Raw genomic sequence first — 24,599 nt, 5'->3', positions numbered from 1 at the left:
CAATAAATTTATTTTCATTTATTTTTATATCTGCATTTAGTGGTTGTATATTTATACTTCTAGCTAAATTATTTATATACAAATCTAATTTTTCTTTTTCATATTTTGTTTCCAATTCAAAGTTTATTTTATTACCTAAGTATAAATTTATTTTTGTTTTAATATTTTTCAATAAATTATCTTTTCTACTTAATTGATAAGCATTTGATGTAGCCTTTTCAATTTCATACTTAAAATTTATATCGTTTAAATTAAGCGTATAAATTTTATCTTTACAATTTAAATTTATTATATTATTTGTATAAACTAAATCATTTATTTTTTTTATAGCTTCATTTTTAGTTAATCCTGAGACATCAATATTTTCAATATATATATTTTTGTATATCTTACCTTCTTTATTGCTAGCATAACAAGTTTCATTTAATCCTAAATAAAATAATACAGATACGATTAATAGAAAATATATCTTTTGTCTCTTCAAATTTAGTCATTCCCTTCTTGATAATAGTCACAATATTCAACTAATGGACACATGTTACATTCAGGTTTTCTAGCTTTACACATTCTTCTTCCATGAAATATTATTAAATGATGTGCATGTGACCACCTTTTCTTTGGTAATACTTTCATAAGTTCAAATTCAGTTTTTTCAGGTGTATCAGTTTTAACTAAACCTATTCTATTAGATACTCTAAAAACATGAGTATCGACTGCAATTGCATCCACTCCAAATGCATTACTAAGAACTACATTAGCTGTCTTCCTACCTACTCCTGGTAATTTTATCAGTTCCTCCATAGTTCCAGGAACTTCGCCTCCATAATTAGAACAAAGTAAAACTGATGTTTCCTTTATTTTTTGAGCTTTACTTTTAAATAATCCACAACTTTTAATTTCTTCGCTGATTTCAGCAGTAGTCAAACTTGCAAAATCTTCAGGTTTATTATATTTTTTAAATAACTCAGCTGTTACTTTATTAACCCTAACATCAGTACATTGTGCTGACAGTATAGTCGCAATAAGTAATTCAAATGCAGTAGTATGATTTAATTCACATTTAGCATCTGGATATATTTCTTCTAATATATCTAATATCTTTTTTATATTTTCTTTATTTTTCTTTTTTGCCTTAGCCATGCTAAAATCCCCCTTATAATTAATTCTTCTATTGTAATATATAACAATTTTATATATTACTTAAACATATTTAATATCAATAAAATATATATTTACTTATATTATTTATCAAATATAGCTAATATATATATCTTATTTTTTTGTAATATATTTCAATTTAAAATAATAAAAGGGATTATATCTACTTATTAGATATAATCCCTTTTTTACTTATTTGTTATCTATCTCACTGTATTTTTTCAATTTTTTAATAGCCAATTCTTTTACTTCATCAAATGTTTTATCTGTTAGAATAGAAATAGCTTCTTCAATTCTATCTACTGGATAAATATGAAATTGACCCCTTAGTATAGCATCATTTACCTCATCTAATAAAATTAAATTTCTCAAATTGTTTCTAGGTAGTATAACTCCTTGATTTCCTGTTAACCCTTTTTTCTTACAAGCAAAGTAAAAACCTTCTACCTTTTCTGTAACTCCACCTACAACTTGAATATCACCTTTTTGATTTATAGAACCTGTAGCCGCAATATTTTGCTTTATCGGTGTATCACTTAAAGATGATAACAGTGCATATAACTCCGCTCCTGAAGCACTATCCCCGTCTACACCTCCATAATTTTGTTCAAAACATATATTGGCATTTAATGACAATGAAATTTCTTGTGATAAATTTTCTAATAAAAATCCATTCAAAATAAGAACACCTTTACTGTGTATCGGACCACTCATTTCTACTTCTCTTTCTATATTTATTATTCCACCACTTCCCGGTGCAGTCGTTACAGTTATTCTAGATGGTCTACCAAAAGAATATTCTCCCATATTAAGAACTGAAAGCCCATTTATAACACCAACTTTTGAACCAGTTGTTGATATAAGTGTAAATCCATTCTCTATAGATTCATCCATTTTTTTCTCTATCTTGCTAAATCTATCTCTCCTTTCCCTTATAGCTTTAATTACATCTTCTTTATCTACAAATTTAGATCCTCTTATAGAGGCATAAGCATCTCCCTCTACTAATATTTCTACTATTTTATTAAACTTAGTAGACAATTTGTCTTTATCTCCAGTTATCCTAGTACTGTATTTTATAATTTGTTGAACTCCATCATAAGTAAAATGCTTCAAATTGTTTTTTTCACAATAAGCTGCTATAAATTTACTAACTCTCATTTCATTGTCTTGATCTTTCTTCATCTCATTATCAAAATCCACAAATATCTTAAAATATTTATTAAACTCAGGATCATAATGATACATTGCATTATACATATAATTGCTACCTATTAAAATAACTTTTATATTTACAGGTATTTTTTCAGGTTTTATTGCAGTTTGTGTATCTAGTGTTATCTCTCCCTGCTGTATAGTTTTCTTTAAAATATCCCAAGACAAATTGTATCTTAATAATTGATCTACATATAAAACTAAATACCCACCATTAGCTTTGTGTACAGCTCCAGGTAATAATTTTGTAAAATCTGTTTTTACAGTTCCATTATAATATTCGTATTCTGCTTTCCCAAACAAATTGGCAGGACTTGGGTTTATTTCTACTACTACTGGTGCTTCCGATTGTTCTAATCCATTATCTACTAATAAATTCACTTTATATCTTGTAAAGTGTTCTTTATCATATTTATCTTTTAATTCGTCTTCATCTAAATAAAATAAGTATACATATTCTAGTATGTCATCTCTACTATCTTCTAAATACTTACTTACTTTCTCAAAATGACCATATTTTTCTAATAAAACATCTATATGAGGGCTAACTACAAACTTTCCTATTTCATATTCTAAATCTAAAAGAGCTTCTTTGGCTTCTTCTTCTATATCTTTAATTTTATAAGCTACTTGTATTGCTGCGTTTTCAAGTTCTTTCTTAACCTTATAAAATTCATCTGTCGTTGTGTCTATATCCTCGTCATTAGGAGTAAAAATCATTCCAACCTTACTACTTTTTAACTTAAAACCTTTCTCTTCTCCATATTTTTTTATTTGTTGAAGTAGTGTGTCTTTTTCAATTTCATAATCATCTAATAATTCATTTTTGCTTAATTCAAAATCTTCACTTTCAAATGCATCCTTAAGCTCATCAAGTAATGTTTCTATAAGTTTATCCATATCTTTTTTAAATAATTTACCCATACCTTTATCCAAAGCTATAGCTACAGGCTCTCTATTATTTTCAAAATTATATACATAACACCAATCTTTATGATTGTTTTTTTCCTGAGCATAAGATTTCAAAGCATTAAGTACATAGGTAGTTTTTCCAGTTCCACTGTCTCCAGCTACAAATATGTTATACGCAGAGTTATCTATTTTAAGACCAAGCTCCATAGCTTTTATTGCACTTTCTTGCCCTATTATTTCTTTTAATCCCTCTAATTCAGAGGTATTCGAATATCTAATCATATCCATCCCCCTTCCAATCCTTTTTATATCATATGTTTGATATATATTAAATGTTAAGTAAAAAATAAAAAACTTCTAACTATAAAAGTTAAAAGTTTTATTTATCTAAAATCTCCATATTTCTTTGTATTATTTTTTTACCTCTCCAACTAAATGCTTTTTCTTTATATCTTCTTTTAAATTCCTTATTTGATATATTGTAAATTTCTTCATTACTTAAATTCGTCATTATATCCTCATTAAATTCTTTTATATTGGTTTTTTCTATATTTATATTATGAGGACATACATCTTGGCATATATCACATCCAAATATCTTATTATTGTTTTTTAATATAATTACTTCTTCTTCACTTAATTCTTCTTTCTTTTGAGTTATATAAGATAAACATTTTTTAGGGTTAAAATCATATTCTCCTAATATAGCTCCTCCAGGACAGCTTTTTTCACACTTACCACAATTTTTGCAAGTCTTATTATTTATCGTATCAGGTTCAAATTCATAATTATTTAATATATACCCTATAAATACATATGACCCATACTCATCGGTTATAATATTGTTGTTTATTCCATAATAGCCTATCCCAGATATATTAGCTAAATATCTATCTACTAGTGGTCCATTATCAGAAAATGATCTAGCCTCAAAATTTTCTACTCTTGAATTTAAAAATTGTTCAATTTGCTCTAATTTGGATTTTACTACTATATGATAGTCTTTTCCATAACAGTATTTAGATAAATTAGACTCTTTTTCATCTTTAGTATAATAAGGGAAAGCACAAACTATTATAGACTCTACATTTTCCATTGTAACTTTAGGATCTATTCTTTTTTCCATAGATGGTTCTTCCATTCCAGTTAAATACCCATTCTCTAATCTATCTTTTATAATCAACTCCAAATCATAATACGGTCCTATTCCTGCAATACCCATACACGGAATTCCTATATCATTGCAAAAATCTTTTAAAATTTTTTTATTCATAACTTTTCCTTTCATTAATACAAATTTAGATTTATAATAACTAAAGTACAAAGGATGGTGACGTCATTGATAAAATTAGTAATTCCAGGAAGACCAATAAGTAAGTCAAACTTTAAACTTCACAATGTTCATGGACAAGCATGGATGCCCTCTAAAGGTAAACACTCTAAGTATTTAGCATATGAAAATATGATTGCTGGATATATAAACACTCAATATGATGGGCCTTGTCTAGAAGAAGATCTTATTACTGTTTTAAAGTTATATTTCCCTAACAAAAGAATGGGAGACTTGCACAACTATCCTAAAAGTATATGTGATGGTATAGAAAAAAGCGGTATTATAAAAAATGATAAACAGTTGAAACCCGTTCTTTTATTTGATTTTATTGATAAGGAAAATCCGCGTGTTGAAGTAGAGTTATACCCTTTATCTGAATATAAAGTGGACTATACTATTTCAAAGCTATAATTTCAAAATGGATGTCTCAAAATATTGAGACATCCTTTTTTACTAATCTAATTTATCACATACCTCTTTTAACATTTCTCTAATAGGTAAATTATAAGGACACTTAATTTCACATTTACCACATTCTATACAATCAGATGCTTTTACTTTTAAGCTTTTATATCTATCTTTTGACCATTCCTTTAAATTGTATCTAGTATAGTATCCTTCTAATAAAAAATTCATCGGTATATTTATGCCAACAGGGCAAGGCATACAATATTCACATCTTCTACAAAATCTATTCCCAAGTTTATTTCTTATCTCAATTATATTATACTCATCTTCTTTAGTTATCTTTAAATCATCAATTATAGCTGTATTTTCTATAACTTGATCAATACTATCCATTCCAGGAATTGCAACATCTATATAATCTTTAGACAATATATATTTTATAGCTAATCTAGCATTGTCTATAGCCCCACCAGCTAAAGGTTTCATAACTATTACTCCAATATTTCTTTTATTAGCTTCTTTAAAAATTTCATCAGCTTGATCTTCAACTATATTATATGGAAATTGAACAGTGTCAAACTTATCACTATATACAGCTTTTTTTATTGTCTCTACATTATGACTGGTTATTCCTATATTTTTTATTTTACCTTGCTTTTTGCAATCTAATAGCGCTTTATATGCCATATCATCATTGAATATATTATCATATTCATCTATCTTTACATTATGTAATTGATATAAATCTATATAATCAGTTTTTAAATTTTTCAAACTAATATCAACATCTTTTATCATATCATCATATGTTCTTGACATGCTTTTTGTAGCTAAAATAAATTTATCTCTTTTTCCATCAATAGCATTACCTATATATTCTTCACTTATAGTATATCCTCTAGCTGAATCTATAAAGTTTATACCTTGATTTACTAATTCATCTATAACTTTATTTGTATCTTCTTGTGTTATTCTTTGTATAGGAATACCCCCAAATCCAACTCTATTAACCTTAATATTAGTTCTTCCTAAAACTCTCATAAGCTCCCCCTTTTAATATTAATTATTATAAATTAAGACGATATTTTATTCTTAAATAAAATATCGTCTTGCTATATAATAATATTATATACTAACTTATTGTATTTGTTTTATAATATCTTTTATCATTTCTATCTCTCTTTTATGCCCTTCATCCTCTAATGGTGTTTCTAGATAAAACGGAAGATGTTTTAATTTAGGATGTGTTATAAATGCTATTATTGGATTTAATCCAATCTCCCCTTCACCTATACATGCATGTCTATCTTTTTTAGCTCCAAAAGGCATCATACTATCATTTAGGTGAACGGCTTTTAATTTATCTAATCCAATAATTTTATCAAATTCATCTATTACAACGTCTAGATCATTTACTATATCATATCCTGCTGAGAATATATGACAGGTATCTAGACATACACCTATCTTATCCTTGTATTCTACTTTATTTATTATCTCTTTAATCTGCTCAAATGTAAAACCAATTTCAGTACCCTTTCCAGACATTGTTTCAAGTAATACAATTATATTTTCATCTCCAGTTATAGCTTCATTTAAAGCCTTAGCTATCTTATCAGTTCCAACTTCTACACCTGATCCTACATGGCTACCTGGGTGAAAACACATATATTCAATTCCTAGCGAATCCATCCTTTGTATATCTTCTTTTATAACTTTTCTAGCAAATTCATAAACTTCTTCCTTCGCACCAGCTAAATTCATAGTGTATGGCGCATGTGCTAAAAGAGGTCCAAAATTATTATCTTTTCTTATTTCCTGAAATTTAATTATATCTTTTTCATCAAAAACTTTTGCATTCCCTCCTCTTGGATTTCTACTAAAAAATTGAAATGTATTTGCCCCTATACTTACCGCAGTCTGAGCAGCTTTCGTAAATCCTTTTGCTATTGATATATGTGGTCCTATTACTATCACTAAATTTCCTCCTACTATTTTTTATTCGTTTTATTAATATACCCAAAAAAATAAGTATCAACAAATTCGTTGATACTTTATGCTCTACATTTTTCATCTAAAGGTATAGTGATTAAAGATAAGTCATACTTTGTTTTTAAATCTTTATCTTTCCTATTCATTAGGATATCCTTTATTTTAGAATCTACTGTTTCTACCAATTCTTTTATTTCATCTTTACTTAAACATATTTGATCATAATTAGCTATATTTTCATCTTCTATAATATTTTCTTCTATAGCTTTATAAAAAGAATTGCTCATATTTTCAAACTTAGATATACACATATCCCCTATATCCATATTATCTTTGTCATCATTGAAATTCAAAGCTTTCTTTCCTATAACTATATGTTTAGCTGTAGGATAGTAATACTTCTCAACAATTCCTGATTTAACTTTCTCTTGTACTAAATCTAGAACGCCTACTTTGTATAAAGTTTTTATATGATAATTTATTTTTGCATGAGGTTCATCTAATAATTGAGATAGTTGTTTTGCTGATAATGGAGTTGCCTTGAATGCCTTTAATATATCTATTCTTCTTGGATGTGCAATAGCTTTTATACACTCTAAATCTCTAAGTACTAATACTTCTTTCATTCCCCCACCACCCATAAAAGTATTTAATTATATAAATAATTATATATTATCATGTGGTAATTGTCAAAAAATTCTCTATTTTAGAATATATTTATTTTATATTTTTCACTCAAGTTTTGTAGTATTTTTATACCAGCAATGCTATTTCCTTTTTTATCAAGGGCAGGTCCATATATACCTATTCCCATTTTATTAGGTATAGATGCCATTATACCTCCTCCTACACCTGATTTTGCAGGAATTCCTACCTTTATTGCAAATTCTCCCGATGCATCATACATTCCACAAGTTACCATGAATGTTTTTACTATCCTTGAAATACGTTCATCTATAAGTCTATCTCCAGTTTCTATATCCAACCCGTAAGATGCTAAATTAACACCCATTCTAGCTAAATCAACACAATCTATTTCTATAGAACATTGTTTAAAATATAAATCTAATACTTCCTCTACATTTCCTTCTATAAATCCATCATTTTTTAAAAGATATGCCATAGCTCTATTTCTATCACCCGTAGCCTTTTCAGACTCATATACATCATGATTTATTTGTAAGTTATCATTTTTAGCTAGCTTTCTAAAGAAATTAAGCATTTTTGCTTCCTTTTCTTCTACGCTATCTCCTTTTATCATAGATGTTGTAACAATCGCACCTGCATTTATCATTGGATTACATGGTTTTTTAGTATTATTAGTTTCTAATTTCATAATAGAGTTAAAGGGATCTCCGCTCGGCTCCATCCCAACTTTAGAAAACACATATTCCCAGTCATTTTCACTAAGTACTAAAGCCAATACGATAGGCTTTGATATACTCTGTATAGTGAATTTTTTATCGCAATTTCCTGCCTTATGAACTACATTATTCATATCTATCATACATATACCTAAGTCATCTTGCCTTGCGTTCTTTAATTCAGGTATGTATGATGCTACATGTCCATAATTCGTATACTTTCTATTTTCCTCAAGTATTTCTTCTAATACGTTTTCCATCCATTTTCCTCCTTGTTTTTTTCTAACGATATACTATTCCTATAGATATAATACAAAAAATCCTGGGGTTATGTCAATGTCCCAGGATTTCAAGCTTAATCAACTATTCTACTTCCTCCAATAAACTCTCTTATTATAGATGTTGGAGGTATATCAAGTTCATCATCTAACTCTATAAAATACTGTAAAAATTTGAGAATTCTATTAGCCTCTATAAACGCTTCATTATCATCTTTTATTTCTTCTAAAAGAGGTTTTGCATATTTTTTAAGTACAGCTAACTCATATAAGCATGCAGAGTTAAACATTATATCTGCTTCTTCTTGATATGGGAATATGTTTTTTTCTTCTCCTCTTCTTACAGAATTCCAGTTCAATATAGTCTTCTCAGCACTATAACCTCTAAAGTTATAATCTCTAACTATTCTTCTTATAAGCCTTAAATCAGTTGTAGGTATTCTATTGTGATCATCTAAATTTATTTGAGTAAGAACACTTATATATATTTTAAATTTATCCTTTTCATCTATACTTTGTGTAAGCATAGGGTTTAAGGCATGTATCCCTTCTAATATAATAGGTTGATCTTTTTCTATTTTTAGAGTCTTCCCGCTAAACTCTCTTTTTCCTGTTTTAAAGTTAAACTTAGGAAGCTTTATTTCTTCGCCTCTAAGTAATTTTTCTAAATCACTATTGAATAAGTCTAAATCTACAGCATATATAGATTCAAAATCAAAATTTCCAAATTCATCTAATGGAGTATCTTCTCTATCTACAAAATAATCATCTAAAGATATAGGTACTGGATGTAGATTATTCACTTTCAATTGAACTGATAATCTATGAGCAAAACTAGTTTTACCTGATGAAGATGGTGCAGCTATAAGTATAACTCTTTTGTTATTTTCTTTTATTTTATCTGCAATTTGCGAAATCTTTTTTTCATGTAAAGCTTCTACTATCCTAATCATTTCATTGTATTTATTATTAGTTATAGTTTTATTAAGACTTATAACTTTATCTATTCCTATAAGATCTGACCAATTTTCATATTCTTTATATATAGTAGATAGTTTAGGTTGTGGTATAAATTCACGAGCTTTACTTTTATCTTCTTTATCCGGTCCTAGTATAACAACTCCTGATTGCCATTTTTTTATATCAAATACAGTTACACAACCTGTAGATGGTAACATATATCCATAAAAATGATTTATATGATTACCACATTTATAAATTTTCACGTCATCGTACTCTTTATACTTTAATAACTCAGCTTTTGCAGGTCTATTGTTCTCATTAAATATTTTCATTGCATTTTCTCGATTTGTAACTATTTTTTCTATATTAATATCAGTAGTTATTATATATTCCATTTTTGATTTTATATTTGCTATTTCTTCATCAGTTAAAATATGTTTTCTATTTCCTATTTCACAGTATAATCCATTAGATAAAGAGTGCTCTATACTTACATCATAATTTGGGTATAGTTCTTCACATGCTTTTATAAAAATAAAAGCTAATGTCCTTGTATAAACCCTCATCCCATCATCATTTGTAGTATCTATAAATTCAATAGTACAATCTTCATCTACTTTTGTACTTAAATCTTTTAATTTATTTTTTATCTTAGCTAATGTAATTATACCCTTGTACTTATCACTTAAATCTTTAGATATTAATTCCAACGTAATACCTTTTTTATATTCATAGTTGTTTTTACCAATTTTAACATTTATGTTACACATAAAACTCCCTCCTACCTATAATCCTTTAATTATAAATTAGAACGATTTATATTATATAAATCGTTCTAATAATTTAACAGATTCATCTATATTTTCATGTCCTACTTCAATAATAATAAACTTAGGTTTTAAATTTATTAAATCCTCTATATTATCTAAGTTTAATTTCCCTTTTCCAATTTGAAGGTGAGAGTCTTTAATCCCATCATTATCACTTAGATGAATTAAATTTATTTTATGTCTTAGGCTTACTATAAAATCATCTTTATTTATTAAATTATGTCCAGTATCATAACAAAACTCTACATTAGATATGCTATTAAATATATATTCAAATTCATAGCTTGTTGTTCCTACATTACAGATATCTCCCCCATTACTATATGTATTTTCTATGAAAACATCACTATCTATATCTAATTTTTTTAAAAATTCAATAGTATTATCTAAATATTTTTTTTTATTTTTTTCATATCTAGTTTTTATAACATAACCTAAGTGCATGTTAAAATACTGTATATCCATGTTTATCAGATTATTTTTCATCTTTATTATAAATTCTATCCATGCTTTATTTATATACTCTATATTTTCACAAGTATTAAGTTCCATAGGAAGATGTATTCCTAAACTTATATTATTTAAATTAAGTTCACTAGCATAGATTAATAACTTTTCACATTCATTTAAATTATCAATTCCTAGTTCTATATGATTTATACAAGTATTCCTTTTACAAATCTCTATAGCCTTGTCCATTTCATGAATTAATGCTGATATTCCTATTTTCATATCTGTACTCCTATGAAACTTTTCCTATTTTGTCAAACGGCAATAATCTAATCATAACTTTACCCATTATGTCTTTTTCATTTACCAATCCTACTTCAGGATCTCTACTGTCCATACTATTTTCTCTGTTGTCACCCATCGCAAATATATATCCTTTTGGTATAGTCATATCTATATCGCCTTCTGTTTTTTCTCCGTGTATATATTTTTCATTCTGAAGCTTTCCATTTAGATAAACTTGATTATTGGTAATTTTTATATGATCTCCAGGTAATCCTATAACTCTCTTTACTAAATCTTTTTCTTTTCCATTTGATTGTAACAGATCAGTCTTGAAAACTATTATATCACCTCTTTGAGGTTCTTTGTGGTTATATGCAACTCTATTCATTACTAAATAATCTTTTTCTTCTAATGTAGGATACATTGATGATCCCTGCACTAGTGTTGGTCTAACAAAATGAGTTATTACAAGAGCTATTACTAGCGAAGTAACTATTATTTTTATCCATTCGATTATTTCCTTTTTAATGTTTTTGCTCAAATTCATCATCTCCTCTATATTCTACATACCTAGACAAAAGCTCTATGATTATATCATTTATATATTCATACTTTTTAGTATTTATCCCTAAATCCAGTAGTTCACAGGCTTTAATTAAATCATTTACAACTTCCATAGGACTTCCATATATTTCTTCTATATCTTCTCTGCTAACACCTCTAAAACCATGTCCTACAGGACTTTCATTTCTTAATCTTATTAAATTTTCAAGTTTTTCTCCATTTAATATTTCTAGAACTCTATCCATTCGCTTTGTTTGTTTAAGATATTTTTTTATATACTGAGTTACACCATGTATTAGATTACCATTATATATATTATACTTCTTTTTAAGAGTGTATAGTATATTTTTCTTAGATACCATATTACCATGCATTGATACTGTATACTTTTTATTTTCCTTTGTATTAACAAATATATATTTAAATAAAGCTTCCTTTAATCTATATAATCTTCCTAAAAAATCTATATATTCTTCATTAACTATTTGTATTTTTATATTTTCTATTAGTTCCGATAATATATCATCTGGTTCTCCTACATTTAAATTTTTCAAATTTACTATAAGGTTTGTTATCTCTTTTCTTTCCAACATCGATTCACTTAAACTTTGAGCATATTTTAATGAATTTTTAAAATCAAAATTAGTAGCATATTTACAAGAATTTAGTAATATATATAAATCTCCACTTTCTATCCCTGCTTCAATTAATATATCTAATACCCCATCATAATCATATCTGTTCAAAAACTTACATATAACTAATTCTTGGCTTTTGTTTATATAACTCATTTGATCACTCCTATTAATTAATATTTTATTTTCTTCGTTTACGCTTTTTTAATCTTATAAATCTTCTTCTTGCATAATCTGTGTATTCATCAAATTTATCTAAATTTATTTTCCATAAATATATTAAATAAATCAAAAATACAACAGTAGACCAACTTGTTTTTAACATTAATAAAAAATCAAATAAGCCATGAAGTATTACAGGAATCAACATTACATTTAATAAATAAATTTTCTTAATATTCATTTTTTCTTTGCTGAATTTATATATAGATAAATAATACCCCATAGTTATCGAAAACATTATATGCGCAGGTATGGATATTATAGCTCTACTTAATCCCACTTCAAATACATTTAAATAGCTTTCTCCAAAAATGTAGATTATATTTTCTATCGTAGCAAATCCTAAAGTTATAAAAATACTATATACTATACCATCAAGTTTTTCTGTGTAGTATTTACTTTTTAATGTATAACTTATAAGTACAATAGCTTTTAATATTTCTTCCGTAAATGCTGCAACTATAAATGCAATATAAAGTAAATTTAAATATTCATTATCAATATTAATCTTAATTAACATATCTTCTATTATGATTGCAGGAATACTTATCAGTGTACCAATAAAAAAAAGTTTCCCTAAAAATCTTATAGGTTCCTTTTCATACTTATCTTTGATATAAGCCCAAATTAAAAATGTTAAACTAGGAGCTATAGATATAATCAATAAATCAACTTTCATATTATTTTTACCTTTCTTATTAATTAGCCTTAATTTATATTATTTCCAAATCTCTTAACAAAATAATCTAATTCTTCATACTATATATTAATAACATCATTATAATGAGAAAGGAGTTTTTTTATGCAAGATGGTTTCTTAACTGTTAGCGTAGTAGATAGTTCTAATAACTATCCAATCGTAAATGCTTCTGTTAATGTTTATTCAATAGGAGATGATAATCAAGTTTCAAAATCTATTTATCAAAATTTAAAGACTAACATTTCTGGTCAAATTGTAGGACTTAATTTAGAAGCTCCAGATTTAATATTTTCGCAACAACCAAGTGACGTTAGACCATATAGTCAATATACTGTTGAAGTTATAAAAGATGGATATGAAACAATATTAATAAACGGAACTCAAGTTCTAGCTACAGTTATAGCTCAACAAAATATAAGGATGAATCCTAAACAAAGAAGTAAAATTTCTTATTCTAGACAAAACGAAATAATTATAGATATAGGAGAGCATACTTTATGGGGTAACTACCCTCCTAAAATACCAGAAAGTGATCTAAAACCAATACCTCCTCCAACTGGTTTTGTAGTTTTAGATAATCCTGTTGTTCCAGAATTTGTAGTTGTTCATGATGGATTGCCTGAAAATAAAAGTGCAACTAATTATTGGGTTTATTTTAAAGATTATATAAAAAATGTAGCTTCTTCCGAAATTTATTCAACATGGTCTACAGAAACTATTTTAGCCAATGTTGTAGCTATAGTATCATTTACTCTAAATAGAGTGTTCACAGAATGGTATAGAAGTAAAGGTTATACCTTTACTATTACTTCTACAACAGCATTTGACCATAAATATATTCACGAAAGAAATGTATTTGATACAATAAGTGTCGCTGTTGATGAGGTATTTAATACCTTTATAAAAAGACCTGCTACAGCTAGACAGCCCTTATTAGCTCAATATTGTGACGGAGTTAAAAGCAAATGCCCAGGACAAATGACTCAGTGGGGAAGTAAAGACTTAGGAGATCAAGGTCTTAGTTATGAAGAAATTTTGAGATCTTTTTATGGAGATGGAATAATATTTGAAAAAGCTCCTGTTGTAAGCGGTGTTCCTGTGTCTTTCGGGGGAGAAGTTTTACAAATAGGTTCTAAAGGTAAAGATGTAAAAACTATTCAAAATCAATTAAACGCAATTTCAAAAGCATATCCTGCTATCCCAAAAATCAAAGAAGATGGTGTATATAATGATGCCTTAGCTAATTCTGTTAAGGAATTCCAACGTATATTTGGTCTTCCTCAATCAGGTTCTGTAGATTTTAAAACTTGGTATGAGATATCTAGAGTTTACGTTGCCGTTACAAAAATAGCTTCATTAAATCCAACAATTTAATTTTAATATTTAAATAGTGTAGCAATATTGCTACACTATTTAAATATTCCTATATATTTTTCATTCAAAATATGACTTATACTATTTATATCTATGCTAAATTCAGGTATACCTGCTGCAAATGGAGCTATTTCATACAAATCAAAATATATTACTATCTTATTATCCTCTATATAAAATTTTTGATTATTTGATATACCTTTAAAACTATACTCTTGTTTATTTTCTTTAATTTCCTCTCTAATAATACTGTTTATAACTTTTTTATAATCTGCATTTTCCTTGAATAGATCTTTTAATTTTAAATCTTTACCATCTTCTACATATATATTATATGATTTATTTTCATAAAATCCATGTGCCCCTCCGCTATATTGATAATATTTAGTGAGTATGCTTAGCATATTATCACTATTCTTTTTTACATCAAAAGTAATATTATATATATATGGTTGTATATATTCTTTAGGTGTATTTGAAAGATATGCTTTGGCATCTTCTTCCACTGCATAATATGAATTCATTATGTCATTTTTTATGATATCGTTTATATTTTTTTCAATATCCTTATTTTCAGTTATTAATATTGGAATATTTATTATGCTATTTATATATTCAGTATTTTTAGTTATAGTTTGAGTATCAATTTGGGCTACTATTGGACTAGTATCTAATGACTTTACCTTTTTTACAAAAGCAGTTGCAGGTATTTTGAACTCATAAATTTCTTTTCTGTCGCTTATTTGATATGGATTAAAATATATTCCTATTCCTTCATTAGTTATATAATAATTAGTATATTTATCTATAACTATTTTTTCTTTGTTTATATCAATATTATTAACATCTATTTTGTTTAATATATAATTTTCTAAAATATATTTATAATCATCATTATTTTTTAAAAAATTATCTATATAAATTCTTTGTCCTGTCTTTAAATCAAATACATAACTATCCTTAATTCTTTCATATTTTTTATCTTTTATATATACATCTTTATAGATTATTATATTTATTACATTTTTATCTTCAAAAGCTATATGATAATTTATACTTATCTTATCATCTCTATTATTAGATACAATATCCCTTTGTTGTTTTTTTAAATTAATAAATTGATTTATATTTTTTCTTATATATGTATTCATATATCTTTCTATTTTTTTATCTTCATATTCTACAACAGGCATACTAACTATAAATTTAATTCCATCATACTCTATAATAGATTTATCTTCTTTTACTTTTACAGATTTAAATCCCTGAATTATAGATGTTTTTAAGTTATTAAAATGACTTTCCCTTGTAGCTTTTGTAGTTATATTTATTGTAAAAATCATTACGGTGGTAATAGCTATTAAGAATATAATTTTTTTTATATGAGCCATAATATATTCCTCCTAAGTTATGATATTTATATATTTTCTGACTATATATAAAAAAATATTATACTTATATTATGGAAATCTCTTCATTATATTCAAATAAAAGCCTTAAAGTAATTTTACTTTAAGGCTTTATTAATTATTTTCCTAATATTCTGTTTATCTGTTGTTTATATGCGTCAGCCTTAGCTCCATATATTACCTGGATCCCTTTTCCAACTTCCATAACCCCAACAGCACCTAATGCTTTAAATTTATCTTTTTGTACTTTAGATGTATCTTTAACTTCTACTCTTAATCTAGTTATACATGCATCTACTGAAACTATATTTGATTCTCCACCTAATGCTTCTAATACATATGGAGCATTTTCTTCGATTTCACTATTTCCTGATTTACCACCTTTTCCAGCTTGGTAATCAGCTTTTGTATATAATTTAGTTTCTTCTTCATTTTCATCTCTACCTGGAGTTTTTAAGTTAAACTTAAGTATTAAGAACTTGAATAAGAAGTAATAAACTACTGCATATACAGCTCCAACCATTATAACTTTTAACCAGTTAGTTGGTACTCCTGCTCCTGCTGGAAGTATTCCAAATAATGAGAAGTCTATAAATCCTCCAGAGAATGTCATTCCTATAAATACATTTAGTAAATCCATTAATAAGAATGATATACCTGCAAGTACACAGTGTACTGCGTATAATACTGGTGCAACAAATAAGAATGTAAATTCTAATGGTTCAGTTATACCAGTTAAGAAAGATGTAACTGCCGCTGATAATAATAAACTTCCTACTATTTTTTTCTTACTTGGAGCAGCTGTATGATACATTGCTAATGCTGCTGCAGGTAATCCAAACATCATGAATGGGAATTTACCAGCCATAAATCTTGTTGTTCCTGCAACTATTTTAGACATAGTCTCTGGTGAAGCACCTACTAAGTCTTGCATGCTTCCTAATTGTGCGAAGTATGCATAGTTTGCACCTTGAACTGTTTGCCAAGCACCATCTATTAAAACATGTCCATCCACAAAAGAACCAAACCAGAATGGTGTATAGAATACATGATGTAATCCAAATGGTATTAATGATCTTTCTATTAATCCAAAGAAGAATGTTCCTATTAATCCTGCGTTATTAACTGCTAGTGCTACATATGCTATTCCATCTTGAACAAATGGCCATATATATGCAAGTATAGCTCCTACAACTGCCATAGCTACTGAAACTACTATTGGAACAAATCTTGATCCTGAGAAAAATCCAATAACTTGTGGTAATTGTATATTGTAATATTTATTGTGTAATGTAGCTGTAACTATACCAGCTATAATACCACCAAACACCGACATGTTAAGCGTATATATTCCTAATGTTGAAGTTACATATGTTGCATATTGAGCTGGAGTACTATCTGGAGTTATAACACCTAACTGTGTAACTCCTAGTCCTAGTAATACACTTATAACTTTATTCATTATTAAAAATCCAAATACTGAAGCAAGTGCAGATGTACCTTTATCTTCTTTTGCAAGACCAATAGCAGTACCTACAGCAAATAGAAGTGGTAAATTCCCAAATACTATATCTCCTACACCTTGCATTATTTTTAATATTACTGTAATCGCTGGAATTGATACAAAACCTATAAGCGGTTGATATATAGCTGGTGCATTATCAAGTGCCGCTATATTAAGCAACGCTCCCCCAACACCAAGTAATATACCTGCAACAGGTAATGCTGCAATTGGAAGCATTATTGCTTTACCGATTCTTTGTAAAAACTGAAGCATTTTATAATTCCTCCTTATTAATCCTAAGATAATTAATTAAATTTTCATACGTTATTACTATGATAAATAAAAAAGAGCTAAAATATTCATATTTTCGCGTATTATAAAATAATCGCGTAAATAAAAATATTTTAGCTCTTGCCTGCTTTACCAGTAACACGCTATTTATTGTATAATTGAATTATATCATGTAAATTATGGCTTGTAAACAATTTCCCGACTTTTTTCTACATAGTTTTTTTAGTTTTTGTCATCAATCTATCTATATGTAATGCTATAAACCCCATTTCACCTTCATTTAACTCTATATAATAATTTAATTTTAAATATTGACATAATAATTCAGATATTTTATATGAATTTTTCAATTTTTCTTTTATATGATCTAATAACATATTTTCTTCATATATTCCTTTAACAGCTCTATTAATAGCTAGTCTTAAATGTATTATAAGTCTATTATAATATATTGAATCTTTGCATATATTTATATTCAACTCTTTTTCTAAAAAATCTATTGCCTCTTTAATTATTATAGCTTGTTTAGCACTATCTACTACTTTAGTCTTATTTAATATTCCATTTATATGCATAGTAACAAAAGCCACTTCATCTTCAGTTAATTTTATATCTAGAGATTCATTTATAAACTCAATTATTTTTCTAGCTAAATCCCATTCGTACTCATATAAAGTTTTTAATTCTGATTTGAATTGGTTTTCCAAATATATATTGTCATAATATCTTTCTATTGCAAATATTATATGGTCTAGTAAAGCCATATGAGATTTATCATTAATATCTAACGCTATACTACTATCTAGTGTAGATAAACTTTCAGTAGCCACTCCAATATAACTAGGATTAATCGTACGGTATAATTCCTCTAAATTCTTATATCTTTCTTCATTTATAACAAATATCTTTTCAACTTTATCTACGTCCTTAAAAATTGAATTTACAGGTGCTTTAAATCCAATTCCATTACCTACTAAAATATATTCTTTGTTTTTATTTTCTTCTACACACAAAATAACATTATTATTAAAGCTTTTTAAAATTCTATACATATATTCCCTCCTCGGCCATAGATTATATGAGAATCTGCTTAATTACTATTTTACCTTATATAATATACAATATTCCATACTTTAAGTATATAAATTTGATTATTTAAGCAATAAATAATCATAATATTTAAATATTTGTCTAAAATGCCTTTTTAAGTTTAATGTAAATCTAATTTAATATTTTATTTTCATTTTTCTTTTTTTAGGGTATAATATGCATTAGATATATACATAACTTTTTAACAATCTTGTTAAAAGTTAATTTTCTTATGGAGGTTTTTAATATGTTAGTTTCAGCTAAAGAAATGTTAAACAAAGCTAGAGAAGGTAAATATGCTGTTGGTCAATTCAACATAAACAACTTAGAATGGACTAAAGCGGTATTACTTACAGCTCAGGAAAACAATTCTCCAGTTATATTAGGGGTATCTGAAGGTGCTGGTAAGTATATGGGAGGATATAAAACTATAGTTGGTATGGTTAATGGAATGTTAGAAGAATTAAATATAACAGTTCCGGTTGCCCTACATTTAGACCACGGTAGTTATGAAGGAGCTTTAAAAGTAATAGAAGCAGGATTCTCTTCTGTTATGTTCGATGGTTCTCACTACTCTATAGAAGAAAATATAGCTAAAACAAAAGAAGTAATAAAAATTGCTCATGCTAAAGGAATATCTGTAGAAGCAGAAGTTGGATCTATAGGTGGAGAAGAAGATGGTGTTGTTGGTGCTGGTGAAATCGCTGACCCTAATGAATGTAAATTAATAGCTGATTTAGGTGTTGATATGTTAGCTGCTGGTATAGGTAATATACATGGTCAATATCCATCAAATTGGGCAGGTTTAAACTTTGATGCGCTAGAAGCTATAAGTAATATTACAGGAGATATGCCATTAGTTTTACATGGTGGAACTGGTATACCTGCTGATATGATTCAAAAAGCTATATCTTTAGGTGTATCTAAGATAAATGTTAACACTGAGTGTCAATTATCTTTTGCTGCTGCAACTCGTAAATATATTGAAGAAGGCAAAGACTTACAAGGTAAAGGTTTCGACCCTCGTAAAGTTTTAGCTCCAGGATTTGAAGCTATAAAAGCGACTGTTAAAGAAAAAATGGAATTATTCGGTTCTATAAACAAAGCTTAATAATATAAATTTAAAAGCTATCTCAATTATTGAGATAGCTTTTTTAATTGCTTATAAATTAATTTTTCTTTTTTAATTTAACTATAGTCTCTACATGAGGCGTATTAGGGAACATATCCATTAACTTAACTTTTTCTACTTCATATCCATATTTTTTAAACTCTACTAAATCTAAAACTAAAGTTTTAGGATTACAAGATATATAAACTATCTCTTTAGAATTAAATCCTGATATATCTCTTATAGCATCTTTGTGTACTCCTGGTCTTGGTGGATCTACTATTATTATATCTGGCTTAGCTTTTAACTTATTTACAGTCTTTGCAACATCCCCTGCTATAAATTCACAATTAGTTATTCCATTTAATTTAGCATTCTTATTAGCTGATTCAACAGCTTCTTCTATCAACTCTATCCCATAAACTTTTTTAGCTTTTTCAGCCATAACCTGACCTATAGTTCCCGTTCCACTATATAAGTCAAATACTACTTTATCATTATGTTCTCCCACAAACTCTCTAGCTATTTTATATAATTCTTCTGCACCCTTAGTGTTTGTCTGGAAGAATGAAAATGGAGATATTTTAAATTTAAGACCTAAAACCTCTTCTTGTATATAATCTCTTCCATGTAACACGATTAACTTATCACAACTAACTGTATCTGCTAAACCATCATTTATAGTGTGTAATATACTAACTATTTCAGATTTTAAATTTAGTGCTAATAACATATCTTTATAATCTGCCATATCAAAATCTTCTTGAGATGAAGTAACTATATTAACCATCATTTCATTAGTATTTATACCTTTTCTTACTACAAGATTTCTTAAATATCCCTTGTGACTCATATTTCTATAATAAGGAAGTTTATTTTCATTGAAATATTCAACTGTAGACGTTAAAATTTGTATAAAATCATCATCTACTAAAAAACATCCATCAACAGTTATTATATCTATATGTTTGCCTTTTTTATGTAATCCTAAAGTCAAAGGCCCATCTTTCATTTCATCACCAAATGTATACTCCATTTTATTTCTATACTCTTTAGTTTGAGGACTTTTCTCTATTCCTTGGAAATTAAATCCTAATATATCTTGAGCTAAAAATAAATCCATAACTTGTCTTTCTTTTATCTCAATTTGCTTTTCATATGGAATTGATAATATACTACATCCACCACATTCATTAAAATGTTTACATGTATTTTCTGTTTCTAGCGGTGAACTTTCTAGTAACTCCATAAGCTTTACATCCGCTTTTCCACTTCTAGTTTTTTTAACTGAGGCTTTAACTTTTTGTCCAGTTATTCCACCTTTCATATGGATATCTCTGTTTCCTAAACGGCTTACAGAAGTTCCTCCAAACTCCATTTTATCTACTTCAAACTCTATTATATCTCTTCTTTTCAATGTTTTTCCCTCCGTATTTAATACTATCTTTGTTCTATAAGTTTTACTTCTTCTTCTGTTAGCTCTCTATATTCACCTAATTCAAGTTCTTCATCTAGCTTTAATCTACCCATAGATAATCGCTTTAGATAAGTAACTTTTTTACCTACACTTTCAAACATTCTCTTAACTTGATGAAACTTTCCTTCATGAATAGTAAGCTCTATTTCAGAACTTTCTCCACTTTTAAGAATTACAAGTTCTGCTGGCATAGTATCATATCCATCATCTAATGTTACTCCTTGTTTAAATGCGTTTATATCTTCTTCAGTTACAATTCCATCTATTTTTGCATAATAAGTTTTTGGAACATGACTCTTTGGAGATAATACTCTGTGTGATAACTTTCCATCATTAGTTAAAACTAACAATCCTTCTGTATCTTTATCTAATCTTCCTACTGGAAATGGTTCAAATGCTAAAGATTTTTTATCTATTAAATCAAGTACTATTGGATCATATTTATCAAAAGTAGCTGATATATATCCATCTGGTTTATTTAACATTAAATATATAAATTCTTTATAATTGATAGTTTCTCCATTAAATGTAATAATATCGTTATCTGTATCCACTTGAATTCCTGGATTACTTTCAATTGTATTATTAACAGTAACAAGACCTTTTTTACAATCCCTTTTTATCTCCGCTCTACTTCCATATCCTAAATTTGAAAGTACCTTATCTAAACGTTGTTTTTTAGCCATAAGTTTTACCTTCCTTTTAGAAATGTTCTCCATTTTCATAGTACTTTTCTTTTTCGAATACAGTAAATGCTAAATCCATACTTTCTATATCCAAATTTTTTCTTATACTATCTGTTATTATTTTAGCTACTACATCTTGAATTTCTTGCCCTCTATCAAACCATGCAACTTCTATAAATGGATATACATCTACTATTTTTCCATCTCTTATAGCTACTGATTTTATACACTCTATTTCAAAGTAATCTCTTGGACACTTTACCGCTTCAACTAAATCATCTATCATTTTTTTACTTACTTTACATATATCATTTTCATGTATTCCTCTTATTTTTATTTGTGGCATTTTTCTCATCCTTTCTTTGAATTCTGTTCATATTATATATAAATATTATTATACTTTTAATTTTTCATTATTACAATTTAACTCTAATTAATATTACATAAAAATAGGGCTATCTCAAATATTATTTGTTTTGAGACATCCCTTTTAAATTTTTAATTTCTTAACTGTAAAACTTAGATGCTCCATTTAACTGTTTTTTTCCTAATATCTCAGTTAAGCTAGTAAGAGATGCTATCCCTATTTCTTTAAAGCTTATTACAAATACCAATTTAAAATCAGTAAATGTTTCGTCAATACTATAAACATTAAAGAAACATCTTATATCATCATTTAAGTACTGCTCTCTTAAATCTGATTCTATTTCATCTGTTGCATCTTTTACAAAAGCTCTTACATCTTCAAATAAAATTTGAATATCATCTAGTGTAGCATCTTCACCTAATTCTTCTAGTAATTCATTTATTTCATCTATAGAAAATATATTTTCATCTAATTGGCAATCAAAAGCCATTATATTATCCTCTTTTATATTATCTGATATATCTTGAACGCTAGTAAAATCTTCACGATTACTAAGCATAATTTTTACATCTTTACTATTTATATTTAAAATCTTTTTATTTTGATTTAATTTTACTTCTATCAATTATTTACCTCCCCCCAACTTAACTATTTATTTTACAGTTAACAAAAACTCTTTTATATCATTCCAATTGCTTACTCTTATTATATTTTTATTTTCAATATCTTTATTATAATTATTGTCTATCAATAATACAGTCAGACCTTCTTCTGCTAATTGAATAGCATTACTTGGATTATCTTCTATAAAAATATTACATTCTAACTCTTTAGCTTTATTGACTTTATAGTCACTACCTAGTAAGTGAACCGCTATATCTCCTAGCTCATTCTCTTTTAGCCATATTTTTGTTATATCGCTTAAATGTTCACTTCTAGCTGTTACAAAGTATAAATTATGATTTTCATATAAATCTTTTATTACTTCTCTAGCTCCTTCTACAACTTTAGCTTCTTTGTATGCATGTATATAATCTGTATGAAAAGATTTTAGTAAATCATCTAATTCTACTTCGTATAGTTCCTCTAATTTATGTGTTCTACATTCATCTTCTGTTATTTGTTTACTATACATATCATTTAAATACGGAATAAAATGATATGGGTTTGTTATTGTTCCATCTATATCTATACATATATTTAATTTCATGTTCTCTACCTCCATGCAATACCTTTATATTTATATAATCAAAACATTATATCATAATACATACTATAAATCAAAATGACACTATTTTAGTATATGTAAATAAAACAAAAAAGCTTGTAAAGTACAAGCTTTTTATAAAATGTTTAACGTAGAACATTTTTATAATGATTTCATAGAATCTAAAAATTTTCCAATTTCTATATCAGATAGTCTCAAATATTCTTTTATTTGACTTATATATTTTAAATTTTTTGTTTTTAACAAATTTTGTCCCGATTCCATAGCTTTTCCTCTTAAAATATATGCTTTTTGAACATATATTTTTGCATCCATTAGTTTTTGTGTACGTTCATCAGTTGAAAGTTGCGGAACATCTATAATTTCATATGTTTTAACTACTTCTTCACACATACGCTTTGCATAATTAACATCTTTTATTGAATCCTTTATGGAACTGGAACTAATATCAATTTTTTTCACATCAGGAATACATTCTCTCATCGGAATTAAAGCTTTTCTTTCTATCTTATAAATTTTTTCTTTAAATGCTTTTATAGTTTCTTCTTCATTAGTTTCCTTATATTCAATTTTTTCTTCACTTTCAATTGGATTTTCTTTTTCACTATCTACATTTTTATTTATAGTTTCTAAATCATTATTTTTACGTATAACTTCATCTTCTTTAATATCTTTATGCTTTATTTGTTTCTCATATTTTTCATCAAATGCATAATTTCTGTTATCTAATATACTTTCAATCTTATTTAGTGTA

The 24,599-nt window shown here is 27.0% G+C and carries 25 protein-coding genes; 3 read left to right on the top strand and 22 right to left on the bottom strand.

Annotated features, from left to right (window positions below; all coding sequences use genetic code 11):
• The 4 genes from ACRCYC_RS03215 to queG form a co-directional block, all read right to left on the bottom strand.
• Positions 1 to 484, bottom strand: a 484-nt coding sequence (locus ACRCYC_RS03215; protein ID WP_438617744.1) for a peptidoglycan binding domain-containing protein, incomplete at its 3' end; no start/stop codon positions are given.
• Positions 485 to 486: 2 nt separating this feature from the next.
• Positions 487 to 1,140: an endonuclease III gene (gene nth, locus ACRCYC_RS03210; protein WP_438617743.1), complete on the bottom strand. Its 654-nt coding sequence runs from the start codon at positions 1,138 to 1,140 to the stop codon at positions 487 to 489.
• A 210-nt stretch (positions 1,141 to 1,350) separates the two neighbouring features.
• A complete protein-coding gene (locus ACRCYC_RS03205) occupies positions 1,351 to 3,567 on the bottom strand; it encodes a Lon protease family protein (protein ID WP_438617742.1) in 2,217 nt (738 codons plus the stop codon).
• Between the two features lie 97 nt (positions 3,568 to 3,664).
• Complete coding sequence (gene queG, locus ACRCYC_RS03200; RefSeq protein ID WP_438617740.1) at positions 3,665 to 4,558, bottom strand: tRNA epoxyqueuosine(34) reductase QueG; 894 nt, start codon at positions 4,556 to 4,558, stop codon at positions 3,665 to 3,667.
• A gap of 66 nt (positions 4,559 to 4,624) precedes the next feature.
• Here queG and ACRCYC_RS03195 point away from each other — a divergent pair, with 66 nt between their 5' ends.
• A complete protein-coding gene (locus ACRCYC_RS03195; RefSeq protein ID WP_438617739.1) occupies positions 4,625 to 5,029 on the top strand; it encodes a RusA family crossover junction endodeoxyribonuclease in 405 nt (134 codons plus the stop codon).
• Between the two features lie 42 nt (positions 5,030 to 5,071).
• Here the strand turns inward: ACRCYC_RS03195 and ACRCYC_RS03190 are convergent, their stop codons facing one another.
• The 9 genes from ACRCYC_RS03190 to ACRCYC_RS03150 all read right to left on the bottom strand — a co-directional run bounded on the left by ACRCYC_RS03190 (position 5,072) and on the right by ACRCYC_RS03150 (position 13,288).
• Complete coding sequence (locus tag ACRCYC_RS03190; RefSeq protein ID WP_438617738.1) at positions 5,072 to 6,067, bottom strand: aldo/keto reductase; 996 nt, start codon at positions 6,065 to 6,067, stop codon at positions 5,072 to 5,074.
• 96 nt (positions 6,068 to 6,163) lie between these two features.
• On the bottom strand, positions 6,164 to 7,003 hold the full coding sequence (locus tag ACRCYC_RS03185) for a deoxyribonuclease IV (RefSeq protein WP_438617737.1): 840 nt from the start codon (positions 7,001 to 7,003) through the stop codon (positions 6,164 to 6,166).
• Between the two features lie 77 nt (positions 7,004 to 7,080).
• Positions 7,081 to 7,644 carry an ArsR/SmtB family transcription factor gene (locus ACRCYC_RS03180; protein ID WP_438617735.1) on the bottom strand — a complete coding sequence of 188 codons (564 nt, stop codon included), beginning with the start codon at positions 7,642 to 7,644 and terminating at the stop codon, positions 7,081 to 7,083.
• An 80-nt stretch (positions 7,645 to 7,724) separates the two neighbouring features.
• A complete protein-coding gene (gene glsA, locus ACRCYC_RS03175) occupies positions 7,725 to 8,642 on the bottom strand; it encodes a glutaminase A (protein ID WP_438617734.1) in 918 nt (305 codons plus the stop codon).
• Between the two features lie 95 nt (positions 8,643 to 8,737).
• Positions 8,738 to 10,393: a nucleoside kinase gene (locus tag ACRCYC_RS03170; protein ID WP_438617733.1), complete on the bottom strand. Its 1,656-nt coding sequence runs from the start codon at positions 10,391 to 10,393 to the stop codon at positions 8,738 to 8,740.
• Between the two features lie 51 nt (positions 10,394 to 10,444).
• Complete coding sequence (locus ACRCYC_RS03165; protein ID WP_438617732.1) at positions 10,445 to 11,185, bottom strand: TIM barrel protein; 741 nt, start codon at positions 11,183 to 11,185, stop codon at positions 10,445 to 10,447.
• A 10-nt stretch (positions 11,186 to 11,195) separates the two neighbouring features.
• Positions 11,196 to 11,729 (bottom strand): signal peptidase I, encoded by a 534-nt coding sequence (gene lepB, locus ACRCYC_RS03160; RefSeq protein ID WP_438617731.1) that lies wholly within the window; start codon positions 11,727 to 11,729, stop codon positions 11,196 to 11,198.
• Positions 11,713 to 12,543 (bottom strand): hypothetical protein, encoded by an 831-nt coding sequence (locus ACRCYC_RS03155; protein WP_438617730.1) that lies wholly within the window; start codon positions 12,541 to 12,543, stop codon positions 11,713 to 11,715. The genes lepB and ACRCYC_RS03155 overlap by 17 nt, the downstream gene beginning before the upstream one ends.
• Before the next feature lie 25 nt (positions 12,544 to 12,568).
• Complete coding sequence (locus tag ACRCYC_RS03150) at positions 12,569 to 13,288, bottom strand: PrsW family intramembrane metalloprotease (protein ID WP_438617729.1); 720 nt, start codon at positions 13,286 to 13,288, stop codon at positions 12,569 to 12,571.
• A 123-nt stretch (positions 13,289 to 13,411) separates the two neighbouring features.
• Between ACRCYC_RS03150 and sleC the strand changes: the two genes are divergently transcribed.
• Complete coding sequence (gene sleC, locus ACRCYC_RS03145; protein WP_438617728.1) at positions 13,412 to 14,683, top strand: spore cortex-lytic germination protein SleC; 1,272 nt, start codon at positions 13,412 to 13,414, stop codon at positions 14,681 to 14,683.
• Between the two features lie 35 nt (positions 14,684 to 14,718).
• On the opposite strand, the gene ACRCYC_RS03140 is transcribed toward sleC, so the two are convergent.
• From ACRCYC_RS03140 to ACRCYC_RS03130, 3 genes are all read right to left on the bottom strand, one after another.
• Positions 14,719 to 16,074, bottom strand: coding sequence for a DUF3298 domain-containing protein (locus ACRCYC_RS03140; RefSeq protein ID WP_438617727.1), 1,356 nt, complete (start codon positions 16,072 to 16,074; stop codon positions 14,719 to 14,721).
• Between the two features lie 136 nt (positions 16,075 to 16,210).
• Positions 16,211 to 17,869: a PTS transporter subunit EIIC gene (locus ACRCYC_RS03135; protein ID WP_438617726.1), complete on the bottom strand. Its 1,659-nt coding sequence runs from the start codon at positions 17,867 to 17,869 to the stop codon at positions 16,211 to 16,213.
• Between the two features lie 227 nt (positions 17,870 to 18,096).
• Positions 18,097 to 18,939: a PRD domain-containing protein gene (locus ACRCYC_RS03130; protein WP_438617724.1), complete on the bottom strand. Its 843-nt coding sequence runs from the start codon at positions 18,937 to 18,939 to the stop codon at positions 18,097 to 18,099.
• Positions 18,940 to 19,223: 284 nt separating this feature from the next.
• Between ACRCYC_RS03130 and fba the strand changes: the two genes are divergently transcribed.
• Positions 19,224 to 20,087, top strand: coding sequence for a class II fructose-1,6-bisphosphate aldolase (gene fba, locus ACRCYC_RS03125; RefSeq protein WP_438617723.1), 864 nt, complete (start codon positions 19,224 to 19,226; stop codon positions 20,085 to 20,087).
• A 58-nt stretch (positions 20,088 to 20,145) separates the two neighbouring features.
• Here the strand turns inward: fba and rlmD are convergent, their stop codons facing one another.
• The 6 genes from rlmD to ACRCYC_RS03095 all read right to left on the bottom strand — a co-directional run.
• Positions 20,146 to 21,504, bottom strand: a complete 1,359-nt coding sequence (gene rlmD, locus ACRCYC_RS03120; RefSeq protein WP_438617722.1) for a 23S rRNA (uracil(1939)-C(5))-methyltransferase RlmD — start codon at positions 21,502 to 21,504, stop codon at positions 20,146 to 20,148.
• Between the two features lie 23 nt (positions 21,505 to 21,527).
• Entirely contained in the window at positions 21,528 to 22,250 is a 723-nt protein-coding gene (locus tag ACRCYC_RS03115; RefSeq protein WP_438617721.1) for a pseudouridine synthase, read from the bottom strand.
• Between the two features lie 16 nt (positions 22,251 to 22,266).
• Positions 22,267 to 22,596: a DUF1904 domain-containing protein gene (locus ACRCYC_RS03110; protein WP_438617720.1), complete on the bottom strand. Its 330-nt coding sequence runs from the start codon at positions 22,594 to 22,596 to the stop codon at positions 22,267 to 22,269.
• Between the two features lie 160 nt (positions 22,597 to 22,756).
• A complete protein-coding gene (locus tag ACRCYC_RS03105) occupies positions 22,757 to 23,242 on the bottom strand; it encodes a hypothetical protein (protein ID WP_438617719.1) in 486 nt (161 codons plus the stop codon).
• Positions 23,243 to 23,269: 27 nt separating this feature from the next.
• The gene (locus ACRCYC_RS03100) at positions 23,270 to 23,827 is read right to left on the bottom strand and encodes a 5' nucleotidase, NT5C type (RefSeq protein WP_438617718.1); all 558 of its coding nucleotides are present in this window, start codon (positions 23,825 to 23,827) and stop codon (positions 23,270 to 23,272) included.
• A 159-nt stretch (positions 23,828 to 23,986) separates the two neighbouring features.
• Positions 23,987 to 24,599, bottom strand: a 613-nt coding sequence (locus tag ACRCYC_RS03095) for a hypothetical protein (RefSeq protein ID WP_438617717.1), incomplete at its 5' end; no start/stop codon positions are given.

Origin of the sequence: Paraclostridium sp. (genome assembly GCF_051657365.1) — a bacterium.
GTDB lineage: Bacteria > Bacillota > Clostridia > Peptostreptococcales > Peptostreptococcaceae > Paraclostridium.
This window is presented reverse-complemented; position numbering and strand designations above follow the sequence as displayed.